A 14,806-nucleotide genomic window follows, 5' to 3' on the forward strand; every position below is an offset into this window, starting at 1 on the left:
AGCGGGCGGCATTGCGGTTGCCACGCAATGCCGCCGGGCGTATCAGGCACGGCAGCTTCCATCCCCGCATACCGGCGAGCCGCTCCGTTGCCTGCCAGAAACGAACCGCAAGTCTACGCCCGCAGGCTTCGGGCGGTCCTGATCAATTCCATCCCCGTGCTCGAGGCGCGCGGCATCGTCATCGTGCTGATGGCGGGTGTGGTCGGCGCGATTGCGGGCGCGCTGGTCACCGGCATGAGCGCGCTTGTGCAAGGCATGCACTTCCTGCTCTTCGACGTGCAGCCGGGCGGGCGGCTTTCGGCGATGTTTTCGCTCGCCAATCCGGGGCAGGCGATGTTTCCGGCCATCGGCGGCCTGCTGCTCGGCCTTTCGGTGATCTGGCTAAGGAAGCGGAAGTTCCGAACGCCGGTCGACCCGATCGAGGCCAACGCGCTCTATGGCGGGCGCATGTCGCTCACCGATACGTTCATCATCGTCGGCCAGACCATGATCTCCAGCGGCTTCGGCGCTTCGGTCGGGCTGGAAGCCGGCTACACACAGATCGGTTCGGGCATCGCCTCGCGGCTGGCGCGCGCCTTCCGGCTGCGCCGCAACGACGTCCGTATCCTGGTCGGCTGCGGTGCGGCCGGCGCGATCGCGGCCGCCTTCGACGCGCCGCTGACCGGCGCCTTCTACGGCTTCGAGCTGGTCATCGGCATCTACTCCGTCGCCAATGTCGCGCCGGTCATGACGGCGGCGATCTCGGCCTCACTGACGGCGGAAGTGTTCGGCGGCGTGCCCTTTCCACTGGAGCTTTCCGGCCTGCCGACGCTGACCGCCAGCGAGTACGTGCCGTTCCTGCTGCTGGGACTCCTCGGCGGGGCCGCGTCCATCGCGATCATGCATCTGGTGAGCATTGTCGAGCGCATCTTTGTGCGGCTGGCGATCGACGCTTCGCTCAGGCCTCTCGTCGGCGGCATCGTTGTCGGGCTGCTGGGGCTGGTCACGCCGCAGGTGCTTTCCAGCGGGCATGGCGCGCTGCATCGCGAGTTCGCCATGAACTACGCGCTTCCCGTGGTGGCCAGCGTCTTCGTGCTGAAGCTCGCCGCCTCGGCGATCTCGCTCGGCTCCGGTTTTCGCGGCGGCCTGTTCTTTGCCTCGCTGTTCCTGGGCGCGCTCCTCGGCAAGGTCTTTGCCGGCGTCATGGCCATTACCGCGCCATCGACAGGCATCGATCCGGCGGTCGCCGCCGTGGTCGGCATGACCTCGCTTGCCGTCGGTGTCGTGGGCGGTCCGCTGACCATGACTTTTCTCGCGCTGGAATCGACCCGCGACCTGACGCTGACCGGTGTGGTGCTGGCGGCTTCGATCATGTCGGCGATCCTGGTGCGCGAGACCTTCGGCTACTCCTTTTCGACCTGGCGCTTCCATCTGCGCGGCGAAACGATCCGCAGCGCCCACGACGTCGGCTGGATGCGCAGCCTCACCGTCGGCTCTATGATGCGCAAGGACGTCCGCACCATCGATGCCGCGACGACCCTGGCCGAGTTCCGCAGGGAAATCCCGCTCGGCTCCGCGCAGCGCGTCATCGCCGTCGAACAGGGCCAGCACTATGTCGGTGTGCTGCTCGTTGCCGAACTGCACAGCGACCTCTCCGACGGCGAAACCCTGGTGCAGGCGCTCGCCCAGTTCAAGGATGCGGTGCTGGTGCCGTCGATGAACGTGCAGACCGCCGCCGAGACTTTTCAGCGCGCCGGCGCGGAAGAACTGGCTGTCGTTGAGGATTTCGACGACCGGATCGTCCTCGGCCTGCTCACCGAAAGCCACCTGATGCGGCGCTACGCCGAGGAGCTCGACAAGGCGCGCCGGGACCTGTCCTGCGAAGGGTAGCGGGACTGCTCCGAGCGTAGCTTGTCGATCGGACGCCGCGCCTTTCTCCTGCGGATACCCCCAAACTTGCAGCCTGGCCCAAATACTGGCGCGGGCCTGGCGCCACGCGCGGCTTGTCAACTGTACAGTGGTACTGTACAAAGTGTTAAGTGGAGGAAAACGGGATGCCCAAGGCTTCCGACAACGGTGAGGTTCAGGCGGCGAACGGCGCAAGCTCGGCCGCGGCCCACGCGCAACAGGTGCTGGGCGCGCGTCTCAAGGGCCTTCGCCTTGCGCGCAGGCTGTCCCTGCGCGATCTCGCGGAGGCGACCGGCACGAGCGCCAGCTTCATCAGCCAGCTCGAACGCGGCCTGACCGGGGCCAGCACCGCCTCGCTCAACCAGATAGCCTCGGCGCTGGGCGTAAGCGTGGCGATGCTGTTCGAGGAAAGCAGGGCGCAGAGTCATGGTGTGCTCCGGCGCAGCGAGCGGCCAAGCCTTCCGCCGAGTGATGGCTGCCGCAAGATGCTGCTGTCGCGTCCGCCGCTGAGCGACATGGAAGTCTATGTCGGCGAGTTCGATATCGGCGGCTCGACCGGCTCCGCGCTCTACACGCATGGCGACGCGCACGAGATGCTCGTCGTCCTTCGCGGCATCGTCGAGGTCTCTCTCGGCGATGCACGCCACGTCCTCGAAGAGGGCGACAGCATCGAATACGCGACATCGACATCACATCGCAGCGAGAACATCGGCAGCGGCCGGGCCGAGGTGATGTGGATCATCGCGCCGCCGACATCGGCGCGCGCCGAGCTCGATCAATACACGACCTGGAAGCCGCCCGCGGCCAGGTAGTCCGACCAAACGCGGGCCTCAATGGGAGAGTTACAGTCATGTTGAAGTCGAAACTTGCAGGTATTGGCGCCGTGCTGGCGCTCGGAGTTCTGACGACCGCCGCCTTCGCACAAGACAAGCCTGTCGCGGGCGAGGTGAAGGAAGGCTCGCTCAAGGGCAAGACCCTCACCTTCGTCTCCTATGGCGGCATCTACCAGGACGGCCAGGCGGCGGCGCTAAAGGAGTTCGTCGACAAGTCCGGCGTCAAGCTGCTCAATGACGGCCCGACCGAGATCGCCAAGCTGCAGGCCCAGGTCGAGTCCGGCAATGTCACCTGGGACGTCGTCGATACCGGCGATCTGCCGCCCTACGTCCACTGCGGCAAGTTGTTCCAGAAGCTCGACCTCTCCAAGCTCGATGTCTCGAAAATTCCCGAGGGTCAGGTCGGCGAGTGCTCGGTACCGGCGATGAACTACGGCGTCGTGCTGATGTACAACAAGGAGAAGTACAAGGATAACCCGCCCAAGAGCTGGGCCGACTTCTTCGACACCGAGAAATTCCCGGGCGTGCGCGGGCTCGATGGTTCGGGCGATCCGACCGGCGGCCTGCTCGAACAGGCCTTCAAGGTGGCGGGCGGCGATCCGAAGGCGATGACCGCCGGCGACATCGACAAAGCCATCGACGTGATCCGCAAGCTCGGACCGGATACGATCTACTGGAAGACGGGCGCTGAATCGCAGCAGCTCGCCGAGTCCGGCGAAGCCGACATGCTGATGATGTGGACCGGCCGCGCCATGACCGCAGTCAAGAACGGCGCCAAATACGCGCCCGCCTGGCAGGACTGGCTGGTGGTGATGGATCAGATGACCATCCCCGTCGGCGTCAAGGACACGGATGCCGCCTATGCGCTGCTCAATGCCTATCTCGGCAAGCAGTCGCAGGAGATCCTGGCGCAGCAGACCTCCTACACGCCGATCAACAACGATGCGCAGCCGAAGGTCGACGCGTCCGTCGCCGCCTTCCTGACCAACACGCCCGAGCGCCAAAAGCAGGGCTACAAGCAGAACATCAAGTTCTGGGTCGAGAACTTCCCGCTGGCGCAGGAGAAGTGGTCCGCGCTGATGGCCGGCAACTGACCCGCTGACGGAGGCAAAGCCCGTGAGCGCGCTCGAGCCGACAACGCCTGCTGCCGAAAAGAGGGCAGGGTGGGCATGGCGGCCGTACGCGCTCACGCTGCCGGCGCTGGTCCTGCTTGCCGCCGTGATCGGCTACCCGCTGCTCACCATCGTGCTGCGTAGCCTTTCGGAGCCGCAGTGGGGGGTGCAGAATTATGCCTGGTTCTTCGGCGCACCCGTCAATCTCGCGGTGCTGCAGCGCACCTTCTCCATCTCGGCATGGGTCACGCTGGTCTGCGTGGTGTGCGCTTACCCCTATGCTTACCTCATGACCGCGGTCGGGCCGCGCGTCCGGCTCGTGCTGGTGCTCTGCGTGCTGATCCCGTTCTGGGTGAGCGGGGTAGTGCGCACCCTGTCCTGGGTGATCCTGCTGCAGGATTCCGGCGTCATCAATTCGCTGCTCAGGTCGGCCGGCTTCACCGGCATCCGACTGATCCGCACCCAGACCGGCGTCGTGATCGGCATGGCGCAGGTGCTTCTGCCCTTCATGATCCTGCCGCTCTATTCGGTGATGAAAGGGATCGACCTCAGGCTGGTGCAGGCGGCGCGAAGCCTGGGCGCCCGGCCGTCCCGCGCCTTCTTCACGGTCTACCTGCCGCTGTCGCTGCCGGGCGTCTATGCCGGCGCGATCATCGTCTTCATCCTGGCGCTGGGCTTCTACATCACGCCGGCGCTGCTCGGCGGGCCGCGCTCGACGATGCTCTCGACGCTGGTGCAGACCCAGGTGCTCAGCCTCCTGCAATGGGGACGCGGCGGCGCGATGGGCGTGGTGCTGCTGGTCACGACCTTCCTGCTGCTCGCGCTGGCAGCGCCGGTGATGCGGTCAAGGCACCGGGAAGCGGGGCGACGCTAATGGAGATGAAGCCGCTCACCCGCGTGATCCTCGGCCTCGTCTGCCTCTTGGTGGCGATATGGCTGGTTGCGCCGACGCTGGTCGTCGTGCCGATGTCCTTCAACGGCAACAAGTCGCTCGCCTTCCCGCCGCAAGGCTTTTCCTGGCAGTGGTACCAGAACTTCGTCACCAACCCGGAATGGTCGACCAGCTTCCTCAACTCGCTGAAGGTCGCCTCGATCGTGGCTTTATTGGCGACGGTGCTCGGCACGCTCGCCGCGTTCGGCCTCGACCGCATGAAGGCGCGGCCTGCGAGCCTTTTGCGCATGCTGATGCTGACGCCGATGGTGGTGCCGGGCGTGGTTCTGGCCATCGGCATCTATGCCGTCTATCTCGATGCGCAACTCGTCGGAACGCTGGCGGGCTTCGTGCTGGCCCACACCATCCTGGCGCTGCCCTTCGTGCTGATCGCTGTCTCGGCCAATCTCGAAGTGTTCGACAAGCGGCTGGAGACGGCGGCGGCGAGCGTCGGCGCGGGCGCGCTGACCACGTTCCGGACCGTCACCCTGCCGCTGATCCTGCCCGGCATCCTGTCGGGCCTGCTCTTCGCGTTCGCGACGTCCTTCGACGAGATCATCGTCTCGCTGTTCATCACCAATCCCTACCTAAGGACGCTGCCGGTGCAGATCTTTTCCTCGATCACGCGCGACGCCGACCCGACGGTCGCGGCCGTCGGCACGATCCTTTTGTGTGCCACCACGATCCTGATCGGCGGTGGCATGCTTCTTCTTGGCCGCGAGCGGAAGGGACGCCTATGAACCCAAGATCGGACAATCGCGGCGCGGCGATCGACCTCGAAACGGTCAGCAAGGCCTATGGCGCGTTCAAGGCGCTGGACGGCGTGTCGCTGAGGATCGAACCCGGCGAGTTCATGACGCTGCTTGGACCCAGCGGCTCGGGCAAGACGACGACGCTCAATGTGATCGCCGGCTTCACCGACGTGACCAACGGCAAGCTGCTGGTCGGGGGAAACAGCGTCGTCGGCGTGCCGGCGCATAAGCGCAACATCGGCGTCGTCTTCCAGCACTACGCGCTGTTCCCGCACATGACGGTCGGCCGCAACGTTGCCTATCCGCTGACGCTGCGCGGCTTCGATCAGGCGAAACGGAAGGCGCGCGTGGCGGAAGCGCTCGACATGGTCAAAATGGGCGACTTCGCGCATCGCTATCCGAGCGAATTGTCGGGCGGCCAGCAGCAGCGCGTGGCGCTGGCCCGCGCCATCGTCTTCGATCCGCCGCTGCTTCTGATGGACGAGCCGCTCGGCGCGCTCGACAAGAAGCTGCGCGAGTGGCTGCAGCTCGAGATCAAGCGCATCCACCGCGAGCTCGGCACCACCTTCGTCTATGTCACGCACGACCAGGAAGAAGCCCTGGTGCTCTCGGACCGCATCGCGGTTTTCAACCGCGGACGGATCGAGCAGGTCGGCACCGGCCGCCAGCTCTATGACGAGCCGGCGACGCTGTTCGTCGGCCGCTTCATCGGCGACTCCACCGTGCTGCGCGGCGAGGCAAGACACGATGGCACCAGCACCGCGCTCAGCATCGCCGGCGAGACGGTCACCGCGCCGCGCCGGATCGCGGGTGAGGCCAATCCCGTCATGCTGTTGCGACCCGAAAAACTCGCCATCTGCAGGCCTGGCAGTGATGCCGCCGGCGCCAACCGGCTGTCGGGAACGATCGCCGAAGCGATCTATCTCGGCTCAGGCTCGAAATACGACGTGAAGCTTGCCGACGGCTCGGTGGCGATCGTGCGCTCGCCGCTGACCGGCGAGAGCTTCGGCCTCGGTGAAAAGGTGGAGCTCTGCTTCGACGGCACCGACGCCAAGCTTTTGGCCGACGACAGCACGGCCGACGCGACGCTCACCTGATCTCCTCTCACCTGCTCCCTGGAAATTATCCCATGCAAGTCAAGCGCAACGGCGACATCTCGTTCTGGTACGCGGATCTGGGCGCGGTTCCCGCCCCGCGTCCGCCCATGCCCGGTGACATCGAAGCCGATGTCGCGATCGTCGGTGCCGGCTACACCGGGCTCTGGACCGCTTACTATCTGAAGAAGGCGAAGCCCTCGCTCCGCATTGTGCTCCTCGAACGCGAGTTCGCCGGCTTCGGCGCCTCGGGGCGCAATGGCGGCTGGCTGTCGGGCGGCTTCGGCTGGTCGCGCGAGAAATATCTCAAGACCTCGACAAGACAAGGCGTGACCGCCATGCAGAAGGCGATGGCCGGCTGCGTCGACGAAGTGATCCGGGTCGCGACCGAGGAAGGCATCGACGCCGATATCCGCCGCGTCGACAATCTGACGGTCGCCACCAATCCGGCTCAGCTGGAGCGCGTGCGAGAGGAGTGCGAGACGATCCGCTCCTGGGACGCCGACCCCGAACGCATCGAACTGCTGGACGCCGCCGCGACACGCGCGCGCATCAACATCAAGAATATCATGGGAGGCTTCGTCATCCACGGCCAGGCGCGGGTGCAGCCGGCCAAGCTGGTGCGCGGTCTGGCGGCAGCGGTCGAGCGGCTCGGCGTGCCGATCTACGAAAAGACCGCCGTGACATCGATCGCCAAGGGCGGCGTGACCACTGACCGTGGCACGGTGCGGGCCGAAACCATCATCCGCGCAACGGAAGGGTTCACCGCCGGCATTCCAGGGGAAGAGCGGACATGGCTGGCGCTCAACAGCGCGCAGATCGTCACCGAGCCGCTGTCGCCGGAGCTTTGGCGCGAGATCGGCTGGGAAGGGCACGAGCTGCTCGGCAATGCGGCGCATACCTATTGCTATGCGCAGCGCACACGCGAAGGCCGCATCACCATGGGCGGGCGCGGCGTACCCTATCGCTACGGCTCGCGCACCGACATCAACGGGCAAACGCAACAGGCGACGATCGACCAGCTGCATGCGATCCTGACGACGCTTTTGCCGCAGACGGCGGGATGCCGCATCGACCATGCCTGGTGCGGCGTGCTTGGCGTGCCGCGCGACTGGTGCACGACGGTTGGCCTCGACCCCAGGACGCGCATCGGCTGGGCCGGCGGCTATGTCGGGCTCGGCGTGTCGAGCTCCAATCTTTCGGGTCGCACGCTTGCCGACCTGATCCTCGGCAATGAGACCGACCTTACGCGCCTGCCCTGGGTCAACCGCAAGGTGCGGCCCTGGGAGCCGGAGCCGTTGCGCTGGCTCGGCGTCCATTCGATGTATCAGCTCTACCGCATCGCCGACCAGCGCGAGGCGGCGGGGCTCGATCACACTTCGAAACTGGCCTCGCTCGCCGACAGCATCACTGGTCACTGATTACTGATTATGGAGCCGAACGTGATCGACCTTTCGACTTTCCACGACCTCGCCAGGGCCGACATCGGCGCGTTCTCGCCCAAGCCGACCTCAATCGAAGGCAATCAGGTCGAAGCCGTGCGCTCGTTCTTCCAGTCGCCCGACGGGACCATCGATATCGGCATCTGGGAATGCACGCCCGGCCGCTTCACCGCCGACCGTTCAGGCTCGTCGGAAATCTGCCACATCATTTCCGGCCGCGCGGAAGTGAGCCGCGCCGACGGCAAGATGCGTGAGCTCGGCCCGGGCGACCTTCTCGTCCTGCCGCAAGGATGGAAGGGCGAATGGCGGATCCATGAGACGACGCGCAAGCTTTATATGATCCAGAGCGCCGGCTGATCTTCCGAGCCAAAAAGAGACTCGGGTCAGTGATCGATCGGTCCCTTGGGTGAGACAAGCGCCGTTCCGGCGGTTGTCGGGCGTTCGATCATGCGGCGCACGCGCGGCGGATCCTGGCTGCTGTGGAGCGCGCGGATGCGTTCGCCGACCACGGCGTCGGCATGGGTGGCGCGCCTGTTGTGGCGGATGTACTCGACCCAGGTCGGCGTGTGGTAGTGCTCGATCCAAATGCCGGGATTTTCGAGATCCCGTGCCAGCGTCCAGTTGCGGGCGCCGTCGCGGCGGCGGATGCGGCCGCGCTCGGCCATGGTTGCGAGGAATTCCGCAACGTCCTCCTCGCGAATGACATATTCGATCATGATGGCGATCGGTCCGCTGCGCGGCTTGAGGTCGAGCGCCAGCATCGGCTCCTTGAACCGGTTGAGCGGGTCGAGGTTGAGTGCCGTCTGCTGCGGCAGCGGCAGGAAGAAGCCGATGGCGCCGCCCGCCAGCATGGCGACGGCGGCCGCCATCAGCGCCGTCTCCGCGCCATGGGCGTCAGCGACGACGCCCCAAATCCAGCTGCCCAGCGCGATGCCGCCGAAGGTCGCCGTCTGGTAGATCGACAACACACGGCCGACCACCCAGCGCGGCGTCGACATCTGCACCGTGACGTTGAAATGCGAGAGGGCGATCACCCAGCAGGCGCCGCCGATGAGCAGGCCCGCCGATGTCTGCCAGGCATTGTGGCTGACGGCGGCATTCAAGGCGCAGAGCGCGAAGCCGGCGAAGGCGGCGCGCACCATCGTTTCGCTGGAGAGCAATTGCCTCAGCCGCACGCTGATCAGCGCGCCGCCAACCGCGCCGATGCCGAAGGCGCCTAGCATGATGCCATAGGTCAGCGCGTCGCCCTTGACGACGTCGCGCGCCACCAGCGGCAGCAGCGCCAGCACCGCGCCGGCGCTGAAGCCGAAGGCCGAGCCTCTCGCCAGTACCTTGCCGATGTTGGGCGACATGGCGACATAGCGCAGCCCGGCGCCCATCGCGGCACCCAGCGCCTCGCGCGGCAGCGTCGGCGCCGGCACTTCGGGCTTCCAACGGAACAGCACGGCGATCAGGCCGATATAGCTGATGGCGTTGGCGGCGAAGGCGGCGGCGGCGCCCGCGGCGGCGACGATGATGCCGCCGATCGCCGGGCCGACGCTGCGCGTGATGTTGAAGCCCATCGAGTTCAGCGCGACCGCCGCCGGCACCTTGGCGCGCGGCACCATGTCGCCGACCGAGGCCTGCCACGAGGGGCTGTTCAGTGCCGTGCCGCTGTCGATCAGGAAGGTGAAGGCAAGCAGTGTCCACGGTGTCATCCAGCCGAACCAGGTGAAGACGGTGAGCAGCGCCGAGACGACCAGCATGAAGGTTTGCGCCACCAGCATGACCTTGCGGCGGTTGAAGCTGTCGGCGATGGCGCCGGCAATGAGCGCGAACAGCATGATCGGCAAGGTGGTCGAAGCCTGGACCAGCGCGACCTGATAGGAAGAGGTGGCGATGGTGGTCATCATCCAGGCGGCGCCGACGCCCTGGATCAGGCCGCCGAAATTCGACACCAGGCTTGCCGACCAGACGGCGCGGAAGATGCCGTGCCGGAACGGCGCCAACGCCGAGACGCGTTCGCTTTCCGGCTCGTCGTCGATCATGGCCGCTGTCCCGCCTTTACCTGCTGTGTTGCGCCCGACGCGTGCCAGGGCCGCGCCGGCGACTCGTCAAAGGATCGCGGTCCAACAACAGGAAGGCAAAGGCGAAAATGCGTCGGCGAAGCTTTAGACCAAGCATCTTGGTGGTGTGGACCAATTGTTGATCATTTCGCGCCCCTGACCTCGGCATGCAATGCCTCGGTCAGATTGCCTATCGTTTCGCTGCCGATATACAGTCTCAGCAACATTTCCATGCCGACAAGCCTGAGCCTGGATGGCTCCTGGCCCTTCGCCAAATCGATAAGGTCGTCCAACTCGGATGCCGACCATTTCATGGCGTCGCGCAGGAAGCCGCCGCGCAGCAGCCCCTGCGTGCCAGCCGAGAAGGCGCCGGACATCTCGAAGCCGTTCTTTGCCGCATAGACGTTTTCACGCGGCAGATGCCGTTCGGCGACCTTCTTCAGCAGCCACTTGCTCGTCCGATGGCGATACTTGTGCCGCCTCGGCAGATGCATCGCGAAATCGATCAGCCGATTCTCCAGAAAAGGAACGCGCAGCTCGACAGAAGCGGCCATGCTCAGGCGGTCATGCCGGTGGAGCAGGTCCTGCAAATGCGAATAGAGATCGTAGAAGCAGCTTGCCAGGAAGGCGCGGTCGCCGTCCGGGCTGACGCCGTCGAGCCGGTCGAACAGCTTCGTCTGCAGAAAATTCAGCTCGGGCGACAAGGCCCTCAACACAATGTTGCGGTCCCAGGGCGAGCCGCGGCCGATCGAATTGCGGAACGGCGCATGGCGAAGCTGCGCGAATTTACGCTCGCGCGCCGCCTTGGAACGAAACAGGTGCCGAAGCCATGACGGGCGCCACAACCTGATCGTCGAAGCCTGCCATTTGTAGCCGCCGAACAACTCATCGGAACCCTCGCCCGTGAGCAGCACCTTGATGCCGTCGGCGCGGCATTGCTCCGCAAGCGCCAGCAGGCCAGCCACGCTGGCATGCCAGCCGTCGCTCTCGATATGCCAGACCGCGCGCGGCCACAGCTCGAAGAACCGGTTCCGGTCGACAGGCACGCGGCGCAGGTCGACGCCGAGATGGCGGCCCGTCCGCTCCGCGCTTTCGGCCTCGCTGCGGCCAAGCCGCGGGTCGACGACATAGCCATGCATTTCCGGCCTGTAACGCTTGGCGAGCGCGGTGATCAGGCCGGAATCGACGCCGCCGCTGCAGGCGGTGGCCAGGCCGGCGTCGGCAATGCAGTGCAGCTCGACGCTGTCTTCGAGCAGCGCCTGAAGCGTTGCCAGATGCCCGGCGTCGGAGGCCCGATCATCGACGATGCGCGAGATCTCCAGGACGTCGAGCACATGCCAGAAACACCGCTTCTCGATGCCGCCGTCGCTGATTTTCCAGAGGCCGGCGGGAGGCAGGCGCTCGATGCCGTCGAAGATGCTGTAGCTGGAATCGCGGCTCTGCCAGGCAAGCCGCAGGGTGATCTCGCGGGCGTCGATCCTGCGCGTAAAATCGTGACAGGCGAGGATCGCCTTGTCCTCGGAGGCGAAAAGCAATCGGTCCGCGGTGTCGGCCACCGACATCGGCTTGATGCCGAGCCTGTCGCGGGCAAGCCACAAGGCGCCGTCGCGCTGATCGAAATAGGCGAAAGCGAACATGCCGTCGAACAGCGGCACAGCCTTCGCGGCGCCCCAGTGATGCAGGGCCTGCAGCACCACCTCGGTGTCGGAGACCGTGCGAAACTCGAGGCCTTCGGCTTCCAGCGTCTTACGCAGCGAGCGGTAGTTATAGACCTCGCCATTGTAGCAAAGGACGCCCTGACCGTCGGTTGTCAGCATCGGTTCTCGCGCGGCGGGCGAGGGGTCGATGATGGTGAGCCGTCGATGACCGAGCGCCAGCCGGGCGCTGTTCCAGCTGTCGTGATCGTCGGGGCCGCGATGCGCGAGCGTCTGCATCATGCGGGCGATGTCCGAGAGGTCGCCGGCGCCGATCGGATCGCGCTTTCGCCAGACGCCGGCTATCCCGCACATGGCCCGCCGCCCGCTTCTGCCTGATCCATCGCTTCCGAAATCCAAGATGCCGGCCGACGCCGGCGCGGCCAATAATCTAGCCGCAACAGGGCCGGCCGCAAGCGATCCGCCTCGAGACCCAAGAGCCGTGGATCAGAAGCCGTGCTCGATGCGCTCGAAGATGACGTTGGTGAAGGCCGAGATCTGGCTGCCGATGAACGGGCCGGTCAGCGCCACGACGAGCATGATGGCGACGATCTTGGGCACGAAGGTGAGCGTGATTTCCTGGATCTGGGTCAGCGCCTGGATGAGCGCGATGCCGATGCCGACCGCCATGGCCACAAGCACCACCGGCGCGGAGGCGGTGAGCACCGTCCACACCGCGTATTGCACGATATCGAGGGCGTCGGCCTCGTTCATGGGCGGACCGCTTACGAAAACCGGCTAGGCGGCCGGCTTGATCGACACGCCCGCGCCGACTGGAACCTCGGTGCCGTCCTTGAGCACCGCGATCAGGCCGCTGCTGGCGAGTTTCACGGAAGCCACGATCCCCGTGGTCTTGCCGTCGGCCGAGGTGATCGAACGGCCGATCAACGCGTCAGCCTGCGACAGCGCCGAGGACTGCATGATCTGGTCGAGCTTGGTGTTGGTCTGGACCGACTGCTCGACCTGCGAGAAGGTCGCGAGCTGCGCGACATATTGCGTCGAATCCATCGGCTTGGTCGGATCCTGATTCTTCATCTCGGCGATCAGAAGCTTCAGGAACGACTGATAGTCGACGGCGGTCTTCGAGGTCTGCTGGCTGGCCTGGTTGGCGCCAACTGGGATCGTTGTTGTCATATCCACGGTCATCGGTCTCTATGCTCCCATAGCCAGCGCTCGGGGCGCCTCCGGAATGTCGTCGCCGCCGCCAAGCGCCTGGCGCTCGAGCGGATAGATCGCGCGGATCGCCTTCAGCGCCTCATAGATGTGACCCTCGCCGACCATGCGGTCGATCTGCTTCAGAGCGTTGCAGATGTCCTCGTTGTCGAAGCTTGCGATCAGCATCGGCAGCGAGCGGCGGAACATGTCGCGCGCCTCGGCGGCGCCCAACGGGTTCATCAGCATGATCTGGACGATGAAGTAGAGTTGCCTGAGCGGCGTCGAGGCCTGGTCGGCCTGGATGACATGGCTTTCCAGAAGGAACTGGACGTCGTTCATCAGCTCGATAGTGACCTTGCGGTCGACGCGGATGACGGCACCGTTGATGTAGATCTTCTCGTTCGGCTTCAGCGAGATCTTCAGCGTGTTGGTCATTGGATGCCGTCTCGGATGATCTGGGAGACCTCGATCAATCCTTCGAAATTGTTTGTGCGGCCCTGCCGGATGTCCTCCGTCTCACGCAGCAGCCACAGGCCGATCGAGATCAGATTGGCGCGCAATTCCTTGGGCAGTGCATTGTCGCTGGAGCCGAGATCCTCGACGAAGGTGGTCCAGATGCGGTTGGTGAAGTGCAGTGCCTCGACCGCTTCCATCGATTCCGGCCCGACGGCCGCTGCCGCGGACAACATGTCGATCGAGCGGGTGAGCAACTGCCGCTCCCGATCCTTGGCGTCGGTGACGGAGTCGGTCTGGATGTCGGCGTAAGAGAATTGGTACATCGTGGAAGCTCTGGCGTTCCGGGTGAGGTTGTCAGGTCAGGTACTTCAACAGGCTGAGCTGCTGCAGACGCGCGGTCAAGGCGAAGGATGTCTCGATATGTTGCGTCAAATCGGCGACGCGGGTGGCGGCCTCCGACGGGTCGACGCCTTCGAGGTCGAGGATGTGCTTCTCGAACAGGTCGACCTGGGTCTTCATACGGTCGCTGGCGTCGGACACGCGCTGCTGGGCAAGGCCGGTTTCGGACCGCACCTGGACGATGCCGCCTATGGCTTCGCCGACCAGCTTCTGCGCGCGGCTGACGATCGTGTTCTGTCCGGCCTGGCTGATGCTGCCGGTGAAGAGCGTGCTGACCATGGCGGCGGCCATGGCGAGCTTGCGGATGCCTTGCTCGTTGGCGCTGACCGATGTCTGCGTGGTCTCGCTCAGCGAGATGCGGCTGGTGATCTGATCGTCGGTGGCGTTCGACCAATTGGTCTGCCAGCCTGAGCCCAGGAACTGCGGTTCCACCTGGGTGGTGATAAAGTTGTCCATCTGGGCGGAGGTGATGCCGGCGGCCGCCGGATCGCTCTGCGTGAAGCCGAAATAGCTGACGAAGGCGGCGTCGAACGCCGCCTTCGCCGGCGAGCCGGCGGCCGTAAAGTCCTCGATCGGCTTGACGTCGGTGTTGGGGCCGGCAAACAGGTATTCGCCGTTGACGCTGGTGTTCAAGATGCCCGTCATCTGCTGCAGCGCTGAGGCGCCGGCGGTCTGCGTGATGCTGGTCGAAGAGTCGCCCGACACGGCGCTGGTCAGCGCCGTCAGAAGGTTCTGCGCGACGTCGGAGAGCTGGCCCAGCGAATCCTGCGTCGACGTCAGGCGCGCGGCGACCAGCGAGTTGGAATCGATGATGCCGTTCAGCCGGTCGAGATCGCGCTGGAAAGTGACGGCCTGGGTCGTACGTCCGCCAAGCGCCAGGCCGACATCCGCGACCTTGCCGGTCTGGGATTCGGTCGTTGCCTTGACGAGTTCGGCCTGCATGCGCATCTGCTGATAGCGCAGGGCGTTGGAGATGGCGGCTGAGGAGACGGCTGTCGCTTTCATG

Annotated in this window: 15 protein-coding genes; 8 read left to right on the plus strand and 7 right to left on the minus strand. The window is 65.4% G+C overall.

Annotated elements, in window-relative coordinates; genetic code table 11:
• Positions 1-87: 87 nt before the first annotated feature.
• The 8 genes from EN853_RS17305 (at position 88) to EN853_RS17340 (ending at position 8,408) form a co-directional block, all read left to right on the plus strand.
• Complete coding sequence (locus tag EN853_RS17305; protein ID WP_127859188.1) at positions 88-1,869, plus strand: chloride channel protein; 1,782 nt, start codon at positions 88-90, stop codon at positions 1,867-1,869.
• A gap of 164 nt (positions 1,870-2,033) precedes the next feature.
• The gene (locus EN853_RS17310; protein WP_127859187.1) at positions 2,034-2,699 is read left to right on the plus strand and encodes an XRE family transcriptional regulator; all 666 of its coding nucleotides are present in this window, start codon (positions 2,034-2,036) and stop codon (positions 2,697-2,699) included.
• 38 nt (positions 2,700-2,737) lie between these two features.
• Complete coding sequence (locus tag EN853_RS17315) at positions 2,738-3,814, plus strand: PotD/PotF family extracellular solute-binding protein (RefSeq protein WP_127859186.1); 1,077 nt, start codon at positions 2,738-2,740, stop codon at positions 3,812-3,814.
• A 22-nt stretch (positions 3,815-3,836) separates the two neighbouring features.
• Positions 3,837-4,706, plus strand: a complete 870-nt coding sequence (locus tag EN853_RS17320; RefSeq protein WP_127859185.1) for an ABC transporter permease — start codon at positions 3,837-3,839, stop codon at positions 4,704-4,706.
• Positions 4,706-5,503, plus strand: coding sequence for an ABC transporter permease (locus EN853_RS17325; RefSeq protein WP_127859184.1), 798 nt, complete (start codon positions 4,706-4,708; stop codon positions 5,501-5,503). Before EN853_RS17320 ends, EN853_RS17325 begins: the two co-directional genes overlap by 1 nt.
• Complete coding sequence (locus EN853_RS17330; protein WP_127859183.1) at positions 5,500-6,612, plus strand: ABC transporter ATP-binding protein; 1,113 nt, start codon at positions 5,500-5,502, stop codon at positions 6,610-6,612. Before EN853_RS17325 ends, EN853_RS17330 begins: the two co-directional genes overlap by 4 nt.
• 32 nt (positions 6,613-6,644) lie before the next feature.
• Positions 6,645-8,030, plus strand: coding sequence for an FAD-binding oxidoreductase (locus tag EN853_RS17335; RefSeq protein WP_127859182.1), 1,386 nt, complete (start codon positions 6,645-6,647; stop codon positions 8,028-8,030).
• 9 nt (positions 8,031-8,039) lie between these two features.
• On the plus strand, positions 8,040-8,408 hold the full coding sequence (locus EN853_RS17340; RefSeq protein WP_127859181.1) for a cupin domain-containing protein: 369 nt from the start codon (positions 8,040-8,042) through the stop codon (positions 8,406-8,408).
• 26 nt (positions 8,409-8,434) lie between these two features.
• On the opposite strand, the gene EN853_RS17345 is transcribed toward EN853_RS17340, so the two are convergent.
• The 7 genes from EN853_RS17345 to EN853_RS17375 form a co-directional block, all read right to left on the minus strand.
• Positions 8,435-10,078 carry an MFS transporter gene (locus EN853_RS17345; protein ID WP_127859180.1) on the minus strand — a complete coding sequence of 548 codons (1,644 nt, stop codon included), beginning with the start codon at positions 10,076-10,078 and terminating at the stop codon, positions 8,435-8,437.
• 161 nt (positions 10,079-10,239) lie between these two features.
• Positions 10,240-12,105, minus strand: a complete 1,866-nt coding sequence (gene asnB, locus EN853_RS17350; protein ID WP_127859179.1) for an asparagine synthase (glutamine-hydrolyzing) — start codon at positions 12,103-12,105, stop codon at positions 10,240-10,242.
• 132 nt (positions 12,106-12,237) lie between these two features.
• Positions 12,238-12,504 (minus strand): flagellar biosynthesis protein FliQ, encoded by a 267-nt coding sequence (fliQ, locus tag EN853_RS17355; RefSeq protein WP_027165133.1) that lies wholly within the window; start codon positions 12,502-12,504, stop codon positions 12,238-12,240.
• A gap of 24 nt (positions 12,505-12,528) precedes the next feature.
• Positions 12,529-12,936 carry a flagellar hook assembly protein FlgD gene (gene flgD, locus EN853_RS17360; protein WP_127859178.1) on the minus strand — a complete coding sequence of 136 codons (408 nt, stop codon included), beginning with the start codon at positions 12,934-12,936 and terminating at the stop codon, positions 12,529-12,531.
• Between the two features lie 6 nt (positions 12,937-12,942).
• On the minus strand, positions 12,943-13,380 hold the full coding sequence (flbT, locus tag EN853_RS17365; RefSeq protein WP_127859177.1) for a flagellar biosynthesis repressor FlbT: 438 nt from the start codon (positions 13,378-13,380) through the stop codon (positions 12,943-12,945).
• On the minus strand, positions 13,377-13,724 hold the full coding sequence (flaF, locus tag EN853_RS17370) for a flagellar biosynthesis regulator FlaF (RefSeq protein ID WP_127859176.1): 348 nt from the start codon (positions 13,722-13,724) through the stop codon (positions 13,377-13,379). The genes flbT and flaF overlap by 4 nt, the downstream gene beginning before the upstream one ends.
• A gap of 31 nt (positions 13,725-13,755) precedes the next feature.
• Positions 13,756-14,805 carry a flagellar hook-associated family protein gene (locus EN853_RS17375; protein WP_127859175.1) on the minus strand — a complete coding sequence of 350 codons (1,050 nt, stop codon included), beginning with the start codon at positions 14,803-14,805 and terminating at the stop codon, positions 13,756-13,758.
• Position 14,806 lies beyond the last annotated feature (1 nt).

Origin of the sequence: Mesorhizobium sp. M1C.F.Ca.ET.210.01.1.1 (assembly GCF_004791585.1) — a bacterium.
Taxonomy (GTDB): domain Bacteria; phylum Pseudomonadota; class Alphaproteobacteria; order Rhizobiales; family Rhizobiaceae; genus Mesorhizobium.

Bases quoted from the DNA above. Each gene is read 5' to 3' on its own strand.
- EN853_RS17310 (WP_127859187.1), top strand. From the start codon at position 2,034: ATGCCCAAGGCTTCCGACAACGGTGAGGTTCAGGCGGCGAACGGCGCA.
- EN853_RS17315 (WP_127859186.1), top strand. From the start codon at position 2,738: ATGTTGAAGTCGAAACTTGCAGGTATTGGCGCCGTGCTGGCGCTCGGA.
- EN853_RS17325 (WP_127859184.1), top strand. From the start codon at position 4,706: ATGGAGATGAAGCCGCTCACCCGCGTGATCCTCGGCCTCGTCTGCCTC.
- EN853_RS17330 (WP_127859183.1), top strand. From the start codon at position 5,500: ATGAACCCAAGATCGGACAATCGCGGCGCGGCGATCGACCTCGAAACG.
- EN853_RS17335 (WP_127859182.1), top strand. From the start codon at position 6,645: ATGCAAGTCAAGCGCAACGGCGACATCTCGTTCTGGTACGCGGATCTG.
- EN853_RS17340 (WP_127859181.1), top strand. From the start codon at position 8,040: ATGGAGCCGAACGTGATCGACCTTTCGACTTTCCACGACCTCGCCAGG.
- EN853_RS17345 (WP_127859180.1), bottom strand. From the start codon at position 10,078: ATGATCGACGACGAGCCGGAAAGCGAACGCGTCTCGGCGTTGGCGCCG.
- asnB (WP_127859179.1), bottom strand. From the start codon at position 12,105: ATGTGCGGGATAGCCGGCGTCTGGCGAAAGCGCGATCCGATCGGCGCC.
- fliQ (WP_027165133.1), bottom strand. From the start codon at position 12,504: ATGAACGAGGCCGACGCCCTCGATATCGTGCAATACGCGGTGTGGACG.
- flgD (WP_127859178.1), bottom strand. From the start codon at position 12,936: ATGACCGTGGATATGACAACAACGATCCCAGTTGGCGCCAACCAGGCC.
- flbT (WP_127859177.1), bottom strand. From the start codon at position 13,380: ATGACCAACACGCTGAAGATCTCGCTGAAGCCGAACGAGAAGATCTAC.
- flaF (WP_127859176.1), bottom strand. From the start codon at position 13,724: ATGTACCAATTCTCTTACGCCGACATCCAGACCGACTCCGTCACCGAC.
- EN853_RS17375 (WP_127859175.1), bottom strand. From the start codon at position 14,805: ATGAAAGCGACAGCCGTCTCCTCAGCCGCCATCTCCAACGCCCTGCGC.